We start from the raw sequence: 18,705 nt of genomic DNA, 5'->3' as shown, positions 1-18,705 counted from the left end.
GGATCGACGGCGACGCTGTGTAGTCGCGTCGCTTTGGAGAGTCACGGACGCTCCGCTAGGTTCTGGGGGCCCGAATCGGACCCCTCGCTGGAGCGTGTCGTCGTGAGCAACGCGCAGTTCGAGACGTACGGCCCGAGCCGGGCCCACGAGCCCCCGCCGTACGGCGGCTTCGACCCGTACGGCGCCCAGACGCTGGCGTACGGGGTGCCGAGGCCGTATGAGGTGCGTACGGACAGTTACGGAACCGGGTACGAGACGCGCGGGGCGTACGCGAAGCACGACGACACCTACCGGCCGGCGTACGAGATCTCCGAGACGGCGCACACGCCCGTGGTGCGCCCCAGGAGCGGACGCCGGGCCGCGCACCGGCGCAGGGCGCGTGCGGCCGAGCGGGGCGACGGGACCATGCGCCGGCTCGTCCCGCAGGCGCTGGTCGTCGCGTTCCTCGCGGGCGGGACCAGCGCCTTCGTCGCCAAGGACAAGGGGATCGAGCTGAGCGTCGACGGCAAGCCGCGCAGCCTGCACACCTTCGCCGACGACGTCACCGAACTGCTCGACGACGAGGGCGTCGAGGTCGGGGTGCACGACGAGGTCGCGCCGCCTCCCGACACGGGGCTCGCCAACGGGGACGAGGTCGCGGTCCGCTACGGGCGCCCCGTGCGGCTCACGATCGACGGCCACAAGCGCGAGGTGTGGACGACGGCGCACACGGTGGAGGAGGCGCTCGCCCAGATGGGGGTGCGTGCCGAGGGCGCGTATCTGTCGGTCCCGCGCTCCCGGCGCATCGGGCGTGAAGGGCTCGCGCTGGATGTGCGCACCGAGCGGGCCGTGACGGTCATGGCGGACGGCCTGGCCCGCACCATCCGCACCAACGCCGCGACCGTGAACGAGGTCGTGGAGCAGGCGGGGATCACCCTGCGCGGCCAGGACACCACCTCCGTCCCCCTGGACAGCTTTCCGCGCGACGGGCAGACGGTCACCGTCCTGAGGATCACCGGCCGCAAGGAGATCCGCGACGAGGCGATCCCGTTCGCCACGGAGCGCGTCGACGATCCCTCGGTCTTCAAGGGCACGGAAATCGTCGACCGGGCGGGGCGCGCGGGGCTGCGGCGGATCACGTACTCCCTGCGCACGGTCAACGGCGTCAAGCAGAAGCCGCGCCGGATCAAGTCCGAGGTGGTGCGCGAGCCGCAGACGCAGATCGTGAAGGTGGGCACCAAGCCCCTGCCGACGTCCGTGGACGGTGCCGGGCAGCTCAACTGGGACGGGCTGGCGGCGTGCGAGTCCGGGGGCCGGGCCGACGCGGTGGACTCGTCCGGGACGTACGGCGGGCTGTACCAGTTCGACACGCGGACCTGGCGGGACCTCGGCGGCAAGGGCCGGCCGCAGGACGCCCCGCCGGCGGAACAGACGATGCGCGCGAAGAAGCTGTACGTGCGGCAGGGGACCAGTCCCTGGCCGCACTGCGGGGGGCGGCTGCACAGGTGAGTGCCTGGTCGGCGGGCATGTCGGCGGCGCCCCGTACCCTTGTCGGGTGAGCAGCCCCTCCCCCGACGCCCTCCTGGGCCCCGCCGACGTCCGAGAGCTCGCGGCAGCCCTCGGCGTGCGCCCCACCAAGCAGCGCGGCCAGAACTTCGTGATCGACGCGAACACGGTCCGCCGCATCGTCCGCACCGCTGAGGTCCGCCCCGACGACGTGGTCGTCGAGATCGGCCCGGGGCTCGGCTCCCTCACCCTCGCCCTGCTGGAGGTGGCCGACCGCGTCACCGCCGTCGAGATCGACGACGTACTGGCCGCCGCGCTCCCGTCCACGATCGCCGCCCGCATGCCCGAGCGCGCCGACCGCTTCGCGCTGGTGCACTCCGACGCGATGCACGTCACTGAGCTGCCGGGCCCGCCGCCCACCGCGCTGGTGGCGAACCTCCCCTACAACGTGGCCGTCCCGGTCCTGCTCCACATGCTCGACACCTTCCCGAGCATCGAACGCACCCTCGTCATGGTGCAGTCGGAGGTCGCCGACCGCCTCGCCGCCGCACCCGGCTCGAAGGTGTACGGCGTGCCGTCCGTGAAGGCCAACTGGTACGCCGAGGTCAAGCGGGCCGGTGCGATCGGACGCAGTGTCTTCTGGCCCGCGCCGAACGTCGACAGCGGGCTGGTCGCCCTGACCCGGCGCACCGAGCCGGTCAAGACCACCGCCGCCAAGCGCGAGGTCTTCGCCGTCGTCGACGCCGCCTTCGCCCAGCGCCGCAAGACGCTGCGCGCCGCGCTCGCGGGCTGGGCGGGTTCGGCGCCGGCCGCCGAGGCGGCACTCGTCGCGGCCGGAGTCTCCCCGCAGGCGCGCGGCGAGGCCCTGACCGTCGAGGAGTTCGCGCGCATCGCCGAGCACAAGGAAGCCGCCCAGGACAAGGAGTCCGAGTAAGTGAGCGCGAGCGTCACCGTCCGCGTCCCCGCCAAGGTCAACGTCCAGCTCGCGGTGGGCGCCGCCCGGCCCGACGGGTTCCACGACCTGGCCAACGTCTTCCTCGCCGTCGGCCTGTACGACGAGGTCACCGTCACGCCCTCGCCGGACGGACCGCGCGTCACCTGCGCCGGTGCCGACGCCGACCAGGTGCCCCTGGACCGTACGAACCTCGCCGCCCGCGCCGCCGAGGCGCTCGCCGCGCGCTACGGCCGTACCCCCGACGTGCACCTGCACATCGCCAAGGACATCCCGGTCGCCGGCGGTATGGCGGGCGGCAGTGCGGACGGCGCGGGCGCGCTGCTGGCGTGCGACGCGCTGTGGGGCACCGGCGCCTCCCGCGAGGAACTGCTCGACATCTGCGCCGAGTTGGGCAGCGATGTGCCGTTCAGCCTGGTCGGCGGCGCGGCCCTCGGCACCGGACGGGGCGAGAAGCTGCGCGTGCTCGACGTGGGCGGCACCTTCCACTGGGTGTTCGCGATGGCCGGGCGGGGCCTGTCCACCCCCGCCGTCTTCCGTGAGTTCGACCGGCTGGGCGAGGGCACCGACATCCCCGAACCCGTCGCCTCCCGGCCGCTGCTCGACGCCCTCGCCAAGGGCGACGCCCACGCGCTCGCCGCCGCCGTCTCCAACGACCTCCAGCCCGCGGCCCTCTCCCTCTTCCCGGAACTCGCCGACACCCTCGCCGCCGGACTCGCCGCGGGCGCGCTGACGGCGCTCGTCTCGGGCTCGGGCCCGACCACGGCGTTCCTCGTGCGCGACCCCGAGGCGGCGGCGAAGGTGACCGAGGCCCTGCGCGCGTCCGGCACCTGCCGCGCGGTGCGCACGGCGTCGGGGCCCGCGCAGGGCGCGACGGTGGTGCGGGGCGGCGGAGCGTAATTCCAAACTCACAAGTACGAGTTCTTCGCTCGATCTCCACACGGATGTACTGCGATCGCAGTACACGTGGGACGGGTGGGACGGTTAAGGTCGCTTGACGATTCAAGCGTCTGGCCCCCACGTGCGCCGACGCACCGTCAAGTGCACTTCTGGAAGGGGACACCTCCGTGTCCGAATCCCCCACCCCCGCACAGCCGTCCCACCGCAGAAAGCGCTCCCTGTCCCGCCGTGGCGTGATCGCCGCCGGCGGCGCGGTGGCCGCCGGGGCCGCGATCACGCCGATGGTGTTCGCGGCCGGCGACTCCGGCGAGAGCGACAACTCCGCGTCCGGCACCGGCGATTCCGGCACGACGCCGGAGAAGTTCCCGGCCACCCGGACCAAGGCCGCCACCGGCACCGGCGAGGCCACCACCGCCTTCGCCGCCTCCTACGTCGGTGTCCGCTGGTCCGGAGCGAAGGGCGGCGCCGCCATCCGGCTCGCCGACGGCGACTGGCAGACCCTGGCGAGCGGCTGCGCGGCCGTCGAGGACGGCGGCACGGCCCTGGTCGCCGCCGACAGCGCCACCGCGTACTCGGTGAAGGCACCGGGCGACGTCAACGGCGTCCACTCGCTCGCGATCGACACCACCGACGGACCCGACCGCACCTACCACGTGCCGAGCGAGCCCACGCGCGTGCGCGGCGTCGGCTACCTCTCGCGCCCGGCCTGGGGCGCCGACGAGTCCAAGCGGTTCAAGGAGGACGGCTCGGTCAACTCGCCGGAGCAGTACTACCCGCTGCAGGTCATCACGGTCCACCACACCGATACGCCGAACGACGACCCCGACCCGGCCGCGACGGTGCGCGCGATCTACGAGTACCACGCGATCACCAACGACTGGGGCGACATCGGCTACCACTTCCTCATCGACGAGGCGGGCACGGTCTACGAGGGCCGCTACTCCGGCGACGACGGCATCCCCGCCTTCAACTCCGACGGCGACCTCGTCACCGGCTTCCACTCCGTGGGCTACAACTCCGGCGCCCTGGGCATCGCGCTGATCGGCACCCTCACGGAGCAGGGCCCCACGGATGCGGCCAAGGCTTCCCTGATCCGGCTGATCAAGGTGATATGCCGCCTCAAGGGCCTCGACCCGCAGGCGAAGGTGACGTACACCAACCCCGTCAACGGCACGAAGAAGGACACGAACACCATCGGCGGGCATCGGGACTACTTCGACACCACATGCCCCGGCCAGGTCATGTACGACCTCCTCGGTGAGGTCCGCACGGCGGCCGCCGCCCGCCGCTGACACCGAGCACGCCGCCCCGGGGAGGACAGGGGGTCCCCGGGGCACACGTGTGTCCGAAGACCCGCAGGGCGTGAAGGTCTGTCGGTGGGCGCGACTACCCTGGAGGGTCGATCGTCCCCCTGGGCAGGAGAGAAATGGCCGTCAACCTCGTCAATGTCGAGAACGTCAGCAAGGTGTACGGCACCCGTGCCCTGCTCGACGGCGTGTCGCTCGGCGTCTGTGAGGGCGACCGCATCGGCGTCGTGGGTCGCAACGGCGACGGCAAGACGACCCTGATCCGGATGCTGGCCAAGCTGGAGGAGGCCGACACCGGCCGGGTCACCCACTCCGGCGGCCTGCGCCTCGGCGTGCTCACCCAGCACGATTCGCTCGACCCCGAGGCCACCGTCCGCCACGAGGTCATCCGGGACCTGGCCGACCACGAGTGGGCCGGCAACGCCAAGATCAGAGACGTACTGACCGGGCTCTTCGGCGGGCTCGACCTGCCCGGGTTCCCGCAGGGCCTCGACACCGTCATCGGCCCCCTCTCCGGCGGCGAGCGGCGCCGTATCGCGCTCGCCAAGCTGCTCATCGACGAACAGGACCTGATCGTCCTCGACGAGCCCACCAACCACCTCGACGTCGAGGGCATCGCCTGGCTCGCCCAGCACCTGCGCGAGCGGCGCTCGGCACTCGTGTGCGTCACGCACGACCGCTGGTTCCTCGACCAGGTCTGCACCCGCATGTGGGACGTCCAGCGCGGCGACGTCTACGAGTACGAGGGCGGCTACTCCGACTACGTCTTCGCGCGCGCCGAGCGCGAGCGCATCGCCGCCACCGAGGAGGTCAAGCGGCAGAACCTCGTCCGCAAGGAGCTGGCCTGGCTGCGCCGCGGCGCGCCCGCGCGCACGTCCAAGCCGCGCTTCAGGGTCGAGGCGGCCAACGAGCTCATCAAGGACGTGCCGCCGCCCCGGGACAGCAGCGAGCTGATGAAGTTCGCGTCGTCGCGGCTGGGGAAGACGGTGTTCGACCTGGAGGACGTGACCGTCCAGGCCGGGCCCAAGGTGCTGCTCAAGCATCTGACCTGGCAGCTCGGACCCGGCGACCGGGTCGGTCTCGTCGGCGTCAACGGGGCCGGGAAGACATCGCTGCTGCGCGCCATGGCCGAGGCGGCCAGGACCGAGGGCGAGGCGCAGCCGGCCGGTGGGCGGATCGCCGTCGGAAAGACCGTCAAGCTGGCCTATCTGTCCCAGGAGGTCGACGAACTCGACCCCGACTGGCGGGTGCTGGAAGCCGTTCAGCGGGTGCGCGAGCGCGTCGACCTCGGCAAGGGGCGTGAGATGACCGCCGGGCAGCTCTGCGAGACGTTCGGCTTCGGCAAGGAGAAGCAGTGGACGCCGGTGGGCGACCTGTCCGGCGGTGAGCGGCGCAGGCTGCAACTGCTGCGGCTGCTCATGGACGAGCCCAACGTCCTCTTCCTCGACGAGCCCACCAACGACCTCGACATCGAGACCCTCACCCAGCTCGAGGACGTCCTCGACGGCTGGCCGGGCTCGATGATCGTCATCTCCCACGACCGGTTCTTCATCGAGCGCACCACGGACCGCGTGTTCGCGCTGCTCGGCGACGCCACCCTGCGGATGCTGCCGCGCGGCATCGACGAGTACCTGGAGCGCCGCCACCGCATGGAGGCCCAGGTCGCCGCGGCGGCGGCCACTCCGGCCGCCGAGAAGGCCGTACCGGAGCGAAGCGCGGCCGATCTGCGCGCCGCCAAGAAGGAGTTGCAGAAGATCGAGCGACAGCTCGACAAGATCTCCGAGCGCGAGACCAAGCTGCACGCGCAGATCGCCGAGCACGCGACCGACTTCGCGAAGGTCGCCGAACTCGACACGGAGCTGCGGGATCTGGCCGGGCAGCGGGATGAACTGGAGTTGCGGTGGCTGGAACTTGCCGAGGAGGCGTAGGCGCTCCGCTGGGAGGGCCGTGAGGGGGGTGCCGCGGTTGGTCGTTGTTTGACTGCGGGTCCGTTGTGGCTTGTCGCGCAGTTCCCCGCGCCCCTTTAGGGCGCTTCTGCGCACCGCGTGAAGAGGGTGTGAAGGTGCATAACGGGGGCGTCACGGGGCGGTCCTCCCTTGGGAACAGGGGGAGATGGGGCCCGGTGGGGTGTCGGTGGTGGGTGATAGAAAGGGCCGGCTGAGAACAGTCTGAGAAACGCCGGTGTGGCGGAAACGCGACGGCACGGAACGTGGCACCACACCGGTCTCAAGGGGGAACCGCTCATGAGCCAGCCGCCCAACCAGCCGCCGCAGGGCGGATTCGGCGCACCGCAGGATCCGAGGCAGGGTGGCTTCGGGGCGCCGCAGACCCCGCCCCCGCCGCAGGACGCCCCGCAGACACCCCCGCCGCCCCAGGGCCCGCCGCAGACCCCGCCGCCCCCGCAGGGCCCGCCGTCCGGCGCCCCGCAGCCCGGCTACGGGTACCCGCAGCAGCCGCCGGCCCAGCCGGGGCCATACGCTCAGCCTCAGCAGCCGGGGCCGTACGGCCAACCCCCGCAGCAGCCGGGGCCGTACGGCTATCCGCAGCAGCCCGGCCCCTACGGCCAGCAGCCCGCCCAGGGTTACGGCTATCCGCCCCAGCCGCAGTACCCGGGCGCGCCCGGCTCCGGCTCGCGCAACCCCTTCAAGGGCAAGCCCGCCCTCGCCATCGGTGCCGCCGTCGCGGCGCTGGTCGTCATCGGGGGCACCGTGTACGCGGTGACCAGCGGCGGCGACGACAAGGACGACAAGCCCGTCGCCCAGCAGACCGACGACCCCAAGGGCTCCGCGTCCCCGTCCGGCTCCGATGGCGGCGGCAGCAAGGGCGGCGCCGACCCGGAGAACCTCAACGCGGGCCGCCAGTCGGGCGAGTCGAAGGTGCTCTGGTACAAGCCGGCGCCGGACGCGCCCAAGTCCGGCGCGGACGCGCCCGGCATGTGGATCACCGACAAGACCGCTGTGAAGGCGGCGTACAAGCAGCTCTTCGCCTACAACGTCGCCGACGGCGAGAACGCCTGGGACCCGATCTCCTTCCCGGAGAAGATCTGCGCGGCCACCAAGGACCAGTCGTCGAGCGGCAAGATCGTCGTCGCGTACATGAACGGCAGCAGCGACCGCGCCAAGTGCGACCAGCTCCAGCAGGTCGACCTCGACACCGGCGAGAAGGGCTGGAAGGCCAGTGTCGCCAAGGGCGGTCTGTTCGACAGCACGCTCAAGGTCGAACTGTCCATCACGGGCAAGACGCTGATGGTGGGCCGCTCACAGTCCGGCACGGCGTACGACGTCGACAGCGGCGAGAAGCTGTGGGACAAGACGCGGTACGGCGACAAGTGCTTCCCCGCCGCCTTCGCGGGCGGCGACAAGCTCATCTCCGTCGCGTCCTGCGACGCCTCCGGCTCCAACGAGCACGACGAGGTGCAGGAGCTCGACCCGGCGACCGGCAAGGCGAAGTGGACCATGCGGTTCGACAAGGGCTGGCGGGTCGCGCGCGTCTTCTCCCTGGACCCGCTGGTCATCTACGGCACCAACAAGGAGAAGAAGGCGTGGAACATCTCCACGTTCGACTCCTCCGGCAAGATCCGCTCGCAGGTCAACGTCGACCTCGACATCGGCGCCGAGTGCGGCTGGGCCATCCTGCAGCGTGACCTCACGGGCTGCTCCGGCGTGGTCGCCGACGCGAACACGCTCTACATGCCGACCAAGGCGATCAGCAGCGCCAACGAGATCGTCGCCATCGACCTCGCCACCGGCAAGGAGAAGTGGCGGGTGAAGTCCCCGGCCGAGGAGTCGATGCTGCCGATCGAGGTCGAGGACGGCAAGCTCGTCGCGTACGTCCAGCCGTCGTACGACGCGGGCGGCCAGGTCGTGTCGATCCCGGCCACCGGGAGCAACCACCAGCCCACCAAGCTGCTCCAGAACCCGGCGAGCGTCGCGAGGATCGAGAACGGCTTCTTCTCCAAGGCGTACGCCTGGGCCGACGGGCGCTTCTACCTCTCCAGCACCCGGCTCAGCGGCAATGACGAAGCCAAGGAGAAGCTGATGCTCGCCTTCGGCAAGTGAGGCGTGCGCAGGCCGCCGTCCCTGCCGTCGTCCCCGTCTCGTCTCGTCTCCGCCGCGCCGCCCGTCGTCCCCTCCCTTGAGGTACCCACGCCATGACCCAGCCGCCGCCTCCGCCGCCCAACCAGCCCCCGCCGGGCGGGTTCGGCCCGCCGCAGGACCAGCCGCCCCAGCAGCAGGGGGGCGGCGGCTTCGGCGCACCCCAGCAGCCCCCGCAGCAGCCCCAGCAACCACCGCAGCCGCCGCAGGGTCCGCCGACGCCGCAGCCCGGATACGGGTATCCCCAGGCACCGCAGCCACCTCAGGCACCGCAGGGACCCGCTGCGAGTCCGCCCGGGTACGGCTACCCCGAGGCACCGCAAGCACCCCAGACACCGCAGGGACCCCCCGCGACCCCGCCCGGGTACGGCTACCCCGCTCAGCAGCCCGCCGCCCCCTACGGACAGCCGCAGAATCCGTACGCCCAGCCGCCCGGCTACGGCTATCCGCAGCAGACCGTGCCGATGCACCCCCAGCCCGGCCAGGGCGCCGGCGGGGGCGGTCGGTCCGGCTCGCAGCTCGCCGTCATCGTGGCGGCCGCCGTCGTGGCGATCGCCCTGATCATCGGCGGTGGCGTGTGGTACGCGAAATCCGGTGACGACGGCGCCAAGGACGACACCGCCAGCTCCAGCGGCGGCACCGGCGGTGGCGACGACGGCGAGGGGGGCGGCGGCTTCGACGCCCCCGACGGCACGGAGAAGGTGCCCTCGAACACCGCCTCCCAGGTCCTCTTCCAGGTCCCGGCGCCCAACGTGGACGACGACACCAGCATCTCCGTGCCCGGCTCGTGGCTGACCGACAAGGCGTACGTCAAGAGCGGCGTCGCGGAGATCGTCGGCTACGACCCCGACAAGGGCAGCAAGCTGTGGACGGTCAAGCTGCCCGGCCCGGTCTGCCAGGCCAGCAAGCACATGACCGAGGACCACGTCACGGCCGTCGCGTTCGAGCCCGCGATGCCGACCGAGGACAAGCCCTCGCACGGCTGCTCCCAGATCGCGGCGATCGACCTCGACGCCGGCAAGAAGCTGTGGACCAAGACCGCCAAGGGCAAGAACGGCGAGATCCGGTACGACAACGTCACCGTCAGCGGGGGCACGGTCGCGGCCGGCGGCACCAGCGGCGGCGCGGCGTGGGAGATCGAGTCCGGCAAGCCGCTGTGGGTCCCGAAGACCGACGACAGTTGCTACGACCTCGGGTACGCGGGCGGTCCCAAGATGGCCGTCGTCCGTAAGTGCGGCACCTACGACCAGCCCCAGTTGAACATCCAGACCATCGACCCGAAGACCGGGAAGGTGATCTCCGAGTACAAGATGGCCGCGGGCGTCGAGTACGCCAGCGTCGTCTCCACCGAGCCGCTGGTCGTGGCCGCCGAGCTGGGCCAGTCCAAGGACGCCGTCGGCATCACGGACGTCTTCTCGATCGACAACAAGACCGGCAAGCTGCGCATCCGTATCTCCGTGCCGGGCGACCGGTTCGCGGCCCGCTGCTCCGGTGTCACCACGATCGAGGCGTGCACGGGCGTCGTGGTGGGCAACGACCGGCTCTATGTGGAGACCGAACAGCACGCCGGCGGTGGCGAGTACGGCCGGACCAACGAGATCGTGGCCTTCGACCTCGCCACCGGCAAGCAGACCGGGCAGCGTGCGGACGCGGGTGACCGGTACACGATCTCGCCGCTGCGCATGGACGGCGGCAATGTGATCGCGTACAAGCGTCCGCCGTACGACAAGGGCGGGCAGATCGTCAGCATCGACGGCGGCAGCTTCGAGCAGACGAAGCTGCTGGAGAATCCGGCGACGAAGACGGTGCGGGACGCGGAGACGCGGATGTCGCCGGACTACGCCGAGATTCTGTACTCGCGGGGGCGTCTGTACATGGCAGCCAAGTTCGCGAGTGAGCTGGGGAGTTCGGACACTCGGAAGGCGCATGTGATCGCGTTCGGTGCGACGGGTTGACGGGCGGGGGCGATCAGCGGTTTCGCTGCACCCCCCTTTTCCGTACTCCGTACTGCCTCAACGCTGTCGAATGCGCGGAAAGCCAGAAAATCCGCCGTTCCGGGGCACTTCTCGCCGGTAGGGGGAGCGCAATGTCGAACAAGCGTGTAGCTTCCGGGGGCATGAAAGGCGGGGGAGCCGGGAGGGGGCTTCTGTCCGCGCGGACCAGTGGGCATCCATAGTGGGGCATCCGGACCGGCGCAGTCGGCCGGTCCTGGGTATTGATGGGGATCCATTGGGGGGACTGGGGGGTTGCTCGATGGGAGTGCGGCTCATGGTGGTCGACGACCACCGATTGCTCGCGGAGGCGCTGGCCTCGGCGCTGAAGCTGCGCGGGCACCGGGTGCTGGCCGCGGCGGCGCCTGCCGCGGGGGCGGCGGAGCTGGTGATCACGCGGGCGCCGGAGGTGTGCCTGCTGGGGACGGCGACGCCTGCGGAGCCGGGGATGTTCGATCCGGTGGCGAAGATCAAGCGGGAGCGTCCGCAGGTGGCGGTGTTGGTGCTGGGGCCGGTGCCGAGTCCGCGGGGGATAGCGGCGGCGTTTGCGGCCGGGGCCTCTGGTTATGTCCGGCACGATGAGCGTATAGAGGGTGTCGAGCGGGCGATCATGAAGGCGCGGGCGGGGGAGGCGGCGGTGGCGCCGCAGTTGCTGCAGGGTGCGTTCAGCGAACTGCTGAACCCCGCGGCGCAACCGGACGACGAGGGGCAGCGGCTGCTCCAGATGCTCACGCCTCGGGAGGTCGAGGTCCTGGTGCGGGTGGCCGACGGGGAGGACACCCGCCTGATCGCGGCGGGCATGGGCATCGCACCGTCGACGGCACGCACCCATGTCCAGCGGGTACTGATGAAACTGGGCGTCGGCTCCCGACTGGAGGCGGCGGCGCTGGCGGCGCGGACGGGGTTGCTGGATCGGGCGGGGCCGTTGCCGGAGGGTGACGCGGGGGTGGAGCCGTGATGCCTGCGGCGCCTGTGCGGGTTCGGTGGGGGTGCGCGTAGCGCCTTTGGTCGGTGGGTGGGTCGGGGCCGTGGCGGGGGGTGTCCGTCCTCGGACCGGCGGCCGGCCTCGGGCAGGGTGGTCATCGTTTCTTGACGCCGGCCACTGCGGGCGGACACCCCCCGCCACGTCCCCTTCCCGCCGTGGGCGACTGCGGGCCGCTGGGGGTACGCCGCCGTGCACCATCCAGCCCGTCCGGCCCCCGCCTGCCCGCTGGGGCTGCCGCCTTCCATCGTCGGCCCGCGCCCTCCGGCCCGTGCGGCGTTTGAGGGTAGGGCCTTGCCGTCCCTAGCCCCGCCTGCCCGCTGGGGGTGTCGTCTTCCAGCGCTGGCCCGCGTCCTCCGGCTCGTCCGGTGTTTGGGGGGCAAGGTTCTGCCGTCCCTAGCCCCCACCCGCCCGCTCGGGGCGGCCCCCCACCCACCCGCTCGGGCGGCCCCCTTCAACCCAGGCCCGCACCCTCCAGCCCGTCCGGCGTTTGAGGACGAGGCCCCTTCAGGGCCGGAGCGGGGGGCTGGGGGCGGCAGCCCCCAGGGTCGGGAATGGGTAGGGGCGGCGGGGGCGAGGGAGTCAGGGGCCGGGGGGCTCGTCTTCCGGGGGTGTGGTCGGTGGGGGTGGGGCCGTGGGGCGTAGCTTCAGCCAGGTGAGGAAGAACAGGCCGAGGAGCAGCATGCCCAGGCCGGTCCAGAGGTTGATGTTCACGCCCTCGGCCTTGTCGATCGCGGCGTCGTCGTCGGTGAGCCCGACGATCGTGACGATGACGCCGTAGAGGACGAAGAGCCCGCCGATGATGCGCCGGATGTCGAAGAGGCGGGCCGCCGTCGCGGACTTCCCCTCGAGTTCGCTGACCTCGCGCTGGACGTCCTTCTCGGTGAACGGCGAGGGGCGTTCGGAGTTGTCGCTCATGGTTTCTCAGGCCTCCTTCGTCAGAACGAGAACGGGATGTAGCAGGCGGCGGCCAGCACCACCGCACCCCAGCCCAGCAACGCCGGCTTCCGGTACCACGCGTCGTCGCCCTCGGCCGGCGGCTCAACCATGCCGGGGGAGCGGGTGCCGTAGACCAGGCCCTGGAGTTCCGCCGCCGGCTTGGGGGCCGTGAAGAGGGTGACGGCCACCATGACGACCGCGCCGGCCACGAAGCCCGCGATTGCCGACACGAAGTTCGCGCCCTGGTCGGAGGGGATGGAGATGACGTCCTGCTTGTAGAAGACGAAGTAGTTCAGCATTGCTGCCGTTGTGCCTGCCAGCAGGCCCCAGAAGCCCGACTTCATCGACGCCCGCTTCCAGAACATGCCGATGATGAAGACCACGAACATCGGCACGTTGAAGAAGGAGAACAGGGTCTGGAGGTAGCTCATGATGTTGGAGAAGGAGGACGCCAGGAACGCCGTGCCGATCGACGCCAGGACGCCGATCGCCGTGATCAGGCGGCCGAAGCCGACGTAGTAGGAATCCTGTCGGTCCTTCACCACGTACTTCGCCCAGATGTCCGTGGTGAATACGGTGTTGAACGATGACACGTTCGCCGCCATGCCGGCCATGAAGGCCGCCAGGAGGCCGGTCACCGCGATGCCCAGCACACCGTTGGGCAGCAGGCCCTGCATGAGGTAGGGGATCGCGTCGTTGTACTGGTAGCCCGATTCCGAGGTGCCGAAGCCGGGGACCAGGGCCGCCGCCGCCAGGCCGGGGATCATCACCAGGAACACGATGAAGATCTTCGGGAACGCCGCGATCAGCGGGGTGCGCTTCGCCGCCGAGAGGTTCTTCGCCGAGAGCGCTCGCTGGACCTCCGCGAAGTTCGTCGTCCAGTAGCCGAAGGACAGCACGAAGCCGAGGCCCAGGACGATCGTCAGCCAGTTCGCGCCCAGCGGGTTCGCGTCGCCTATGCCCGTGCCGCCCCACGCGGTGACGAAGTCGTCGCCGTGGGATCGCGTGAGCGTGTCCGTCAGGCCGTCCCAGCCGCCCACCTTCTTCAGCGCCAGCACGGTGATCGGGATCAGCGCCGCCAGGATCACGAAGAACTGCAGGACCTCGTTGTAGATCGCCGACGACAGTCCGCCGAGGGTGATGTATGCGAGGACGAAGAAGCCCGCTACGACGATCGCCACCCACTCCGGCCAGCCCAGCAGGGCCTCGACCACGATCGCCAGGGCGTACAGGTTCACGCCGGCGATCAGGATCGCGGCGAAGGCGAACAGGATCGAACTGAGCAGGTGCGCCCCTCTGTCGAAGCGCAGGAGGAGGAACTCGGGGACCGAGCGGACCTTGCTGCCGTAGTAGAAGGGCATCATCACCAGGCCCAGGAAGACCATGGCCGGGATGGCGCCGACCCAGTACCAGTGGACCGTGTAGGCGCCGTACTGCGCGCTGTTCGCCGCCATGCCGAGGATCTCGGTGGCCGCCAGGTTGGCGGAGATGAAGGCCAGGCCGGTGACCCAGGCCGGCAGGGAGCGGCCGGAGAGGAAGAAGTCGAGGCTGGTCCTGACCGAGCGGCGGGCGGCGAATCCGATGCCCAGCACGGCGACGAAGTAGATGCCGAGCAGCGTGTAGTCGACCCAGTTCGTGGGGAGCCGGAGCTCGGCAGCGAGATAGGTGGGGGAAAATGTGGGGGTTTGCATACGTACTCGCTTCGTGTCGCGAATCGATACACGGCGGAACCTACGCCCCTGTATTCAGTAATTGAACACTTCGGGTGATGCTCTTTGTTGGATTGTGATGTTGACGGAGGGGGTTAGATGTGTTGTTCTATGTTTAGTTCTGTTTGATGGGAGTGCGGCGTGAAGAAGACCTCGACCCGACTGGCCGACGGTCGTGAGCTCATCTACTACGACCTGCGCGACGACACCGTGCGGGACGCGGTCGACCGCCGTCCCCTGGACCGGACCGTCACCTCCTCCGAGGTCCGTCACGACGTGCTGCTCGGGGACTGCGTCGCCATCGCCTCGCACCGGCAGGGGCGGACCTACCACCCGCCGGCCGACCAGTGCCCGCTGTGCCCCTCCGAGGGCGACCGGCTGAGCGAGATCCCGGACTCGTCGTACGACGCCGTCGTCTTCGAGAACCGCTTCCCCTCGCTCGCCGGCGACTCCGGACGCTGCGAGGTCGTCTGCTTCACCTCCGACCACAACGCGTCCTTCGCCGACCTGACCGAGGAGCAGGCGCGGCTCGTGCTCGATGCCTGGACCGACCGGACCTCCGAGCTGTCATCCCTGCCCTCCGTCGAGCAGGTGTTCTGCTTCGAGAACCGCGGTGCCGAGATCGGCGTGACGCTCCAGCACCCCCACGGACAGATCTACGCCTATCCCTTCACCACCCCGCGTACGGCTCTGATGCTGCGGTCGGCCGCCGCGCACAAGGACGCCACCGGCGGGGAGAACCTCTTCGACGCCGTCCTGGAGCGTGAACTCGCCGGCCCGCGGGTCGTCCTGGAGGGTGAACACTGGGTGGCCTTCGTGCCGTACGCCGCGCACTGGCCGTACGAGGTCCACCTGTACCCGAAGCGCCGGGTGCCCGATCTGCTCGCGCTCGACGAGGAGGCGCGCTCAGAGTTCCCCAAGGTTTATCTGGAACTCTTGAGGCGCTTCGACCGGATCTTCGGGGAAGGGGAGCCTCCTACGCCGTACATCGCCGCCTGGCACCAGGCGCCGTTCGGCACGCTGGAGGACTTCGAGGGCGTCAGCCGTGACGACTTCGCGCTTCACCTCGAGCTTTTCACCATCCGCCGCACTTCCGGCAAGCTGAAGTTCCTCGCGGGTTCCGAATCCGGCATGAACGTGTTCATCAACGACGTGCCGCCGGAGCGCGCGGCTGAGCGACTGCGAGAGGTAGCGAGTTCATGAGCGGGAAGTTTCTGGTCACCGGTGGCGCGGGCTACGTCGGCAGCGTGGTCGCGCAGCACCTGATCGAGGCGGGTGAGGAGGTCGTCGTCCTCGACAACCTCTCCACCGGCTTCCGTGAGGGTGTGCCGTCCGGGGCGTCCTTCATCGAGGGCGACATCCGCGACGCCGCCAAGTGGCTGGACTCCTCCTTCGACGCAGTGCTGCACTTCGCCGCGTTCTCGCAGGTCGGCGAGTCGGTCGTGAAGCCCGAGAAGTACTGGGACAACAACGTCGGCGGCACCATGGCGCTGCTCGGCGCCATGCGCGAGGCGGGCGTGCGCAAGCTGGTCTTCTCCTCCACGGCCGCCACCTACGGCGAGCCGGAGCAGGTCCCGATCGTCGAGTCCGCGCCGACCAAGCCGACGAACCCGTACGGCGCCTCCAAGCTCGCCGTCGACCACATGATCACCGGCGAGGCGGCCGCCCACGGCCTGGGCGCGGTCTCCCTCAGGTACTTCAACGTCGCGGGCGCCTACGGCGACTGCGGCGAGCGCCACGACCCCGAGTCGCACCTCATCCCGCTCGTCCTCCAGGTCGCCCAGGGCCGGCGCGACGCGATCTCCGTCTTCGGCGACGACTACCCGACGCCGGACGGCACCTGCGTACGCGACTACATCCACGTCGCCGACCTGGCCGAGGCCCACCTGCTGGCGTTGAAGGCCGCCACGCGAGGCGAGCACCTCATCTGCAACCTCGGCAACGGCAACGGCTTCTCCGTCCGCGAGGTCATCGAGACCGCCCGCAAGGTCACCGGGCACCCGATCCCCGAGGTCGTGGCCCCGCGCCGGGGCGGCGACCCGGCCGTCCTGGTCGCCTCCGCCGGCACCGCCCGCGAGCGGCTCGGCTGGAACCCGTCCCGCGCGGACCTCGCGGGGATCGTCGCGGACGCGTGGGAGTTCGCGCAGCGGCGCGGCAACTAGAACGTACGAAAGGTCAGGGTCAGGGGATGAGCGTCGACACGGCAGCCGCGGTCGCCGAGCGGTTCAGGGAGCTGTACGGGGCCGAGCCGGAGGGGGTGTGGGCCGCGCCGGGACGGGTCAACCTGATCGGCGAGCACACCGACTACAACGACGGCTTCGTCATGCCGTTCGCGCTGCCGCACACCGCGGTCGCGGCGGTCTCCCGGCGCGAGGACGGCGTCCTGCGGCTGCACTCGGCCGATGTCGGGGGCGGTGTGGTGGAGCTGCGGCTCGACGACCTGGCGCCCGAGTCGGACCGGAACTGGACGGCGTACCCCTCGGGCGTGGTCTGGGCGCTGCGCGAGGCCGGGCACCCGGTGACCGGCGCCGACGTCCACCTGGCCTCGACGGTCCCGGCGGGCGCGGGCCTGTCGTCGTCGGCCGCGCTGGAGGTCGTCGTGGCGCTGGCGCTGGGCGAGTTGTACGGACTCGGGCTCAAGGGCTGGCAACTGGCCCGGCTGTGCCAGCGCGCCGAGAACGTCTACGTCGGCGCCCCGGTCGGCATCATGGACCAGACGGCGTCCGCCTGCTGCGAGGCCGGCCACGCGCTGTTCCTGGACACCCGGGACCTCTCCCAGAAGCAGATCCCCTTCGACCTGGCGGCGGAGGGCATGCGCCTGCTGGTGGTGGACACCCAGGTCAAGCACTCCCACAGCGAGGGCGAGTACGGCAAGCGCCGCGCGGGCTGCGAGAAGGGCGCCGCGCTGCTGGGCGTCGACGCGCTCAGGGACGTCGCCTACGACGACCTGGACGCGGCCCTGCAGCGGCTGGGCGACGAGGAGGAGGTACGCCGCCTGGTCCGGCACGTGGTCACGGAGGACCAGCGCGTCGAGCGCGTCGTGGCCCTGCTGGAGTCGGGCGAGACGCGGGCGATCGGCCCGGTCCTGACGGAGGGCCACGCCTCCCTGCGCGACGACTTCCGCATCTCCTGCCCCGAGCTGGACCTGGTCGTGGACACGGCCCTGGCCGGCGGCGCCCTCGGCGCCCGCATGACCGGCGGCGGCTTCGGCGGCTCGGCGATCGTGCTGGCGGAGGCGGCCGACGTCGAGACCATCACCAAGGCGGTCGAAGAGGCCTTCGCCGCGGCCGGGTTCACCGCGCCGCGCGTGTTCGAGGCGGTGCCGGCGGCGGGTGCGCGGCGGCTGAGCTGAGCCCGAAGCAGAGCGGACGGGGCTGAGGGCGATGCCTTCAGCCCCGTATGCGGAAAGCCCTTCTTCGGAAAGCCCTTCTGCGGGAAGCCTTCTAGAGGTACCCCCACGCCCGGCACATCGGCCGCAGCACATCCGCGATCTCGTCCTCGGCCGGTGCCGGCCGGTCCGGCTGTACGCGGCCCGAGCGGATCTTGTCGTTCCAGTCGCCGAAGCCGCCGCCCAGTACGGCGCCCTCCAGGCTGCTGCCGTAGTCGAGCATGCCGGGCTCGTAGTCGAGGTCCAGGAAGCGGCAGATCTCGCGGAGTGCGGCGGCGGGGTCGGCGGTGAGGTCCTCGTAGCGCAGGATGTGGCCGCCGAGCTCGGCGTGGGCCTCCTCCATGGCCTCCATGTACTGCAGCACGCGCTCGGCCGCTTCCTCGCGGGTGCGGTCCGGGACGGCCTCGTGCCAGGAGCGGGCCACCGCGGCCGGGTGCCGGCGCAGAAAGACGAAGCGGGCGTCCGGCCAGGTCGCGGCGATGCGCCGCCAGGCGAAGGCGTTGCCCGGCGTCTTCTCCACGATGAACGACTTGCCGGACTTCACCAGTTCCCGGTGCAGGGTGCGGTCCCACAGCAGTGCCTCCAGGTCCTCGTACCCGAGCCCGAGCGCGCGCATGGACTTCTCGGTGGGGCTGTGGGTCTTGAAGTACACCTCGAGGCCCGTGAGGTGCAGCTCGTGCGCGGCGTGCAGCCTGGAGTGCGCGCCCAGCATCATGCGCAGCAGGGTCGATCCGGAGCGCACGGAGGTGAGGATGAACACCGGCCGCTCCAGCAGCCGGTCCACGGCCGGATCCACCGGTTCGCCCACCGCCTCGGCCGCCGGGCGCTCCGGGCGCGGTCCGCGCGGCGCGGGGATGGCGCCGAGGTTCTCCTTCGGCGGCGAGGGAGCCGGCACTCGGCGTACCTGGTACCCGGTCGTCGCCGCGATCTTCGAGTTCAACTTCCGCAGCATGCTCAT

General features: G+C 70.9%; 14 protein-coding genes. 11 read left to right on the top strand and 3 right to left on the bottom strand.

Annotated elements, in window-relative coordinates; genetic code table 11:
- The first annotated feature begins 102 nt into the window (after window positions 1-102).
- From ACP4J3_RS20185 to ACP4J3_RS20150, 8 genes are all read left to right on the top strand, one after another.
- Entirely contained in the window at window positions 103-1,488 is a 1,386-nt protein-coding gene (locus ACP4J3_RS20185; protein ID WP_426536294.1) for a ubiquitin-like domain-containing protein, read from the top strand.
- Between the two features lie 46 nt (window positions 1,489-1,534).
- Window positions 1,535-2,419, top strand: a complete 885-nt coding sequence (gene rsmA / locus ACP4J3_RS20180) for a 16S rRNA (adenine(1518)-N(6)/adenine(1519)-N(6))-dimethyltransferase RsmA (protein ID WP_426536292.1) — start codon at window positions 1,535-1,537, stop codon at window positions 2,417-2,419.
- Complete coding sequence (locus tag ACP4J3_RS20175) at window positions 2,420-3,337, top strand: 4-(cytidine 5'-diphospho)-2-C-methyl-D-erythritol kinase (protein ID WP_426536290.1); 918 nt, start codon at window positions 2,420-2,422, stop codon at window positions 3,335-3,337. It begins immediately after the preceding gene.
- 167 nt (window positions 3,338-3,504) lie between these two features.
- Window positions 3,505-4,629, top strand: coding sequence for a peptidoglycan recognition protein family protein (locus tag ACP4J3_RS20170; protein WP_426536288.1), 1,125 nt, complete (start codon window positions 3,505-3,507; stop codon window positions 4,627-4,629).
- Between the two features lie 134 nt (window positions 4,630-4,763).
- Entirely contained in the window at window positions 4,764-6,572 is a 1,809-nt protein-coding gene (locus tag ACP4J3_RS20165; RefSeq protein WP_426536286.1) for an ABC-F family ATP-binding cassette domain-containing protein, read from the top strand.
- Between the two features lie 315 nt (window positions 6,573-6,887).
- Window positions 6,888-8,702: a PQQ-binding-like beta-propeller repeat protein gene (locus ACP4J3_RS20160; RefSeq protein WP_426536284.1), complete on the top strand. Its 1,815-nt coding sequence runs from the start codon at window positions 6,888-6,890 to the stop codon at window positions 8,700-8,702.
- A 92-nt stretch (window positions 8,703-8,794) separates the two neighbouring features.
- Entirely contained in the window at window positions 8,795-10,693 is a 1,899-nt protein-coding gene (locus ACP4J3_RS20155) for a PQQ-binding-like beta-propeller repeat protein (protein ID WP_426536282.1), read from the top strand.
- Window positions 10,694-10,991: 298 nt separating this feature from the next.
- Window positions 10,992-11,687 carry a helix-turn-helix transcriptional regulator gene (locus ACP4J3_RS20150; RefSeq protein WP_194045195.1) on the top strand — a complete coding sequence of 232 codons (696 nt, stop codon included), beginning with the start codon at window positions 10,992-10,994 and terminating at the stop codon, window positions 11,685-11,687.
- Between the two features lie 606 nt (window positions 11,688-12,293).
- Here ACP4J3_RS20150 and ACP4J3_RS20145 read toward each other — a convergent pair.
- Together ACP4J3_RS20145 and ACP4J3_RS20140 are read right to left on the bottom strand one after the other, a co-directional pair.
- Complete coding sequence (locus ACP4J3_RS20145) at window positions 12,294-12,629, bottom strand: hypothetical protein (protein ID WP_426536279.1); 336 nt, start codon at window positions 12,627-12,629, stop codon at window positions 12,294-12,296.
- Between the two features lie 20 nt (window positions 12,630-12,649).
- Entirely contained in the window at window positions 12,650-14,341 is a 1,692-nt protein-coding gene (locus ACP4J3_RS20140) for a sodium:solute symporter family protein (RefSeq protein WP_426536277.1), read from the bottom strand.
- Between the two features lie 159 nt (window positions 14,342-14,500).
- On the opposite strand from ACP4J3_RS20140, the gene galT reads away from it, so the two are divergent.
- From galT to galK, 3 genes are read left to right on the top strand one after another with little or no spacing between them, the layout of a single operon-like run.
- On the top strand, window positions 14,501-15,562 hold the full coding sequence (gene galT, locus ACP4J3_RS20135; RefSeq protein WP_426536275.1) for a galactose-1-phosphate uridylyltransferase: 1,062 nt from the start codon (window positions 14,501-14,503) through the stop codon (window positions 15,560-15,562).
- Window positions 15,559-16,521: a UDP-glucose 4-epimerase GalE gene (gene galE, locus ACP4J3_RS20130; RefSeq protein ID WP_426536273.1), complete on the top strand. Its 963-nt coding sequence runs from the start codon at window positions 15,559-15,561 to the stop codon at window positions 16,519-16,521. Before galT ends, galE begins: the two co-directional genes overlap by 4 nt.
- 26 nt (window positions 16,522-16,547) lie before the next feature.
- The gene (gene galK / locus ACP4J3_RS20125; RefSeq protein WP_426536271.1) at window positions 16,548-17,711 is read left to right on the top strand and encodes a galactokinase; all 1,164 of its coding nucleotides are present in this window, start codon (window positions 16,548-16,550) and stop codon (window positions 17,709-17,711) included.
- 91 nt (window positions 17,712-17,802) lie between these two features.
- Here galK and ACP4J3_RS20120 read toward each other — a convergent pair whose 3' ends face one another.
- Complete coding sequence (locus ACP4J3_RS20120) at window positions 17,803-18,705, bottom strand: sulfotransferase family protein (protein ID WP_426536269.1); 903 nt, start codon at window positions 18,703-18,705, stop codon at window positions 17,803-17,805.

It is taken from the genome of Streptomyces sp. UG1 (assembly GCF_049974585.1).
Taxonomy (GTDB): Bacteria; Actinomycetota; Actinomycetes; order Streptomycetales; family Streptomycetaceae; genus Streptomyces.
Note: the sequence above shows the minus strand (reverse complement) of the source record. Positions and strands in the feature narration are given on the sequence as shown.

Excerpts from the sequence above, each read along its gene's own strand:
- ACP4J3_RS20165 (WP_426536286.1), top strand. The coding sequence starts at position 4,764 with ATGGCCGTCAACCTCGTCAATGTCGAGAACGTCAGCAAGGTGTACGGC.
- ACP4J3_RS20160 (WP_426536284.1), top strand. The coding sequence starts at position 6,888 with ATGAGCCAGCCGCCCAACCAGCCGCCGCAGGGCGGATTCGGCGCACCG.
- ACP4J3_RS20155 (WP_426536282.1), top strand. The coding sequence starts at position 8,795 with ATGACCCAGCCGCCGCCTCCGCCGCCCAACCAGCCCCCGCCGGGCGGG.
- ACP4J3_RS20150 (WP_194045195.1), top strand. The coding sequence starts at position 10,992 with ATGGGAGTGCGGCTCATGGTGGTCGACGACCACCGATTGCTCGCGGAG.
- ACP4J3_RS20145 (WP_426536279.1), bottom strand. The coding sequence starts at position 12,629 with ATGAGCGACAACTCCGAACGCCCCTCGCCGTTCACCGAGAAGGACGTC.
- ACP4J3_RS20140 (WP_426536277.1), bottom strand. The coding sequence starts at position 14,341 with ATGCAAACCCCCACATTTTCCCCCACCTATCTCGCTGCCGAGCTCCGG.
- galE (WP_426536273.1), top strand. The coding sequence starts at position 15,559 with ATGAGCGGGAAGTTTCTGGTCACCGGTGGCGCGGGCTACGTCGGCAGC.
- galK (WP_426536271.1), top strand. The coding sequence starts at position 16,548 with ATGAGCGTCGACACGGCAGCCGCGGTCGCCGAGCGGTTCAGGGAGCTG.
- ACP4J3_RS20120 (WP_426536269.1), bottom strand. The coding sequence starts at position 18,705 with ATGAGCATGCTGCGGAAGTTGAACTCGAAGATCGCGGCGACGACCGGG.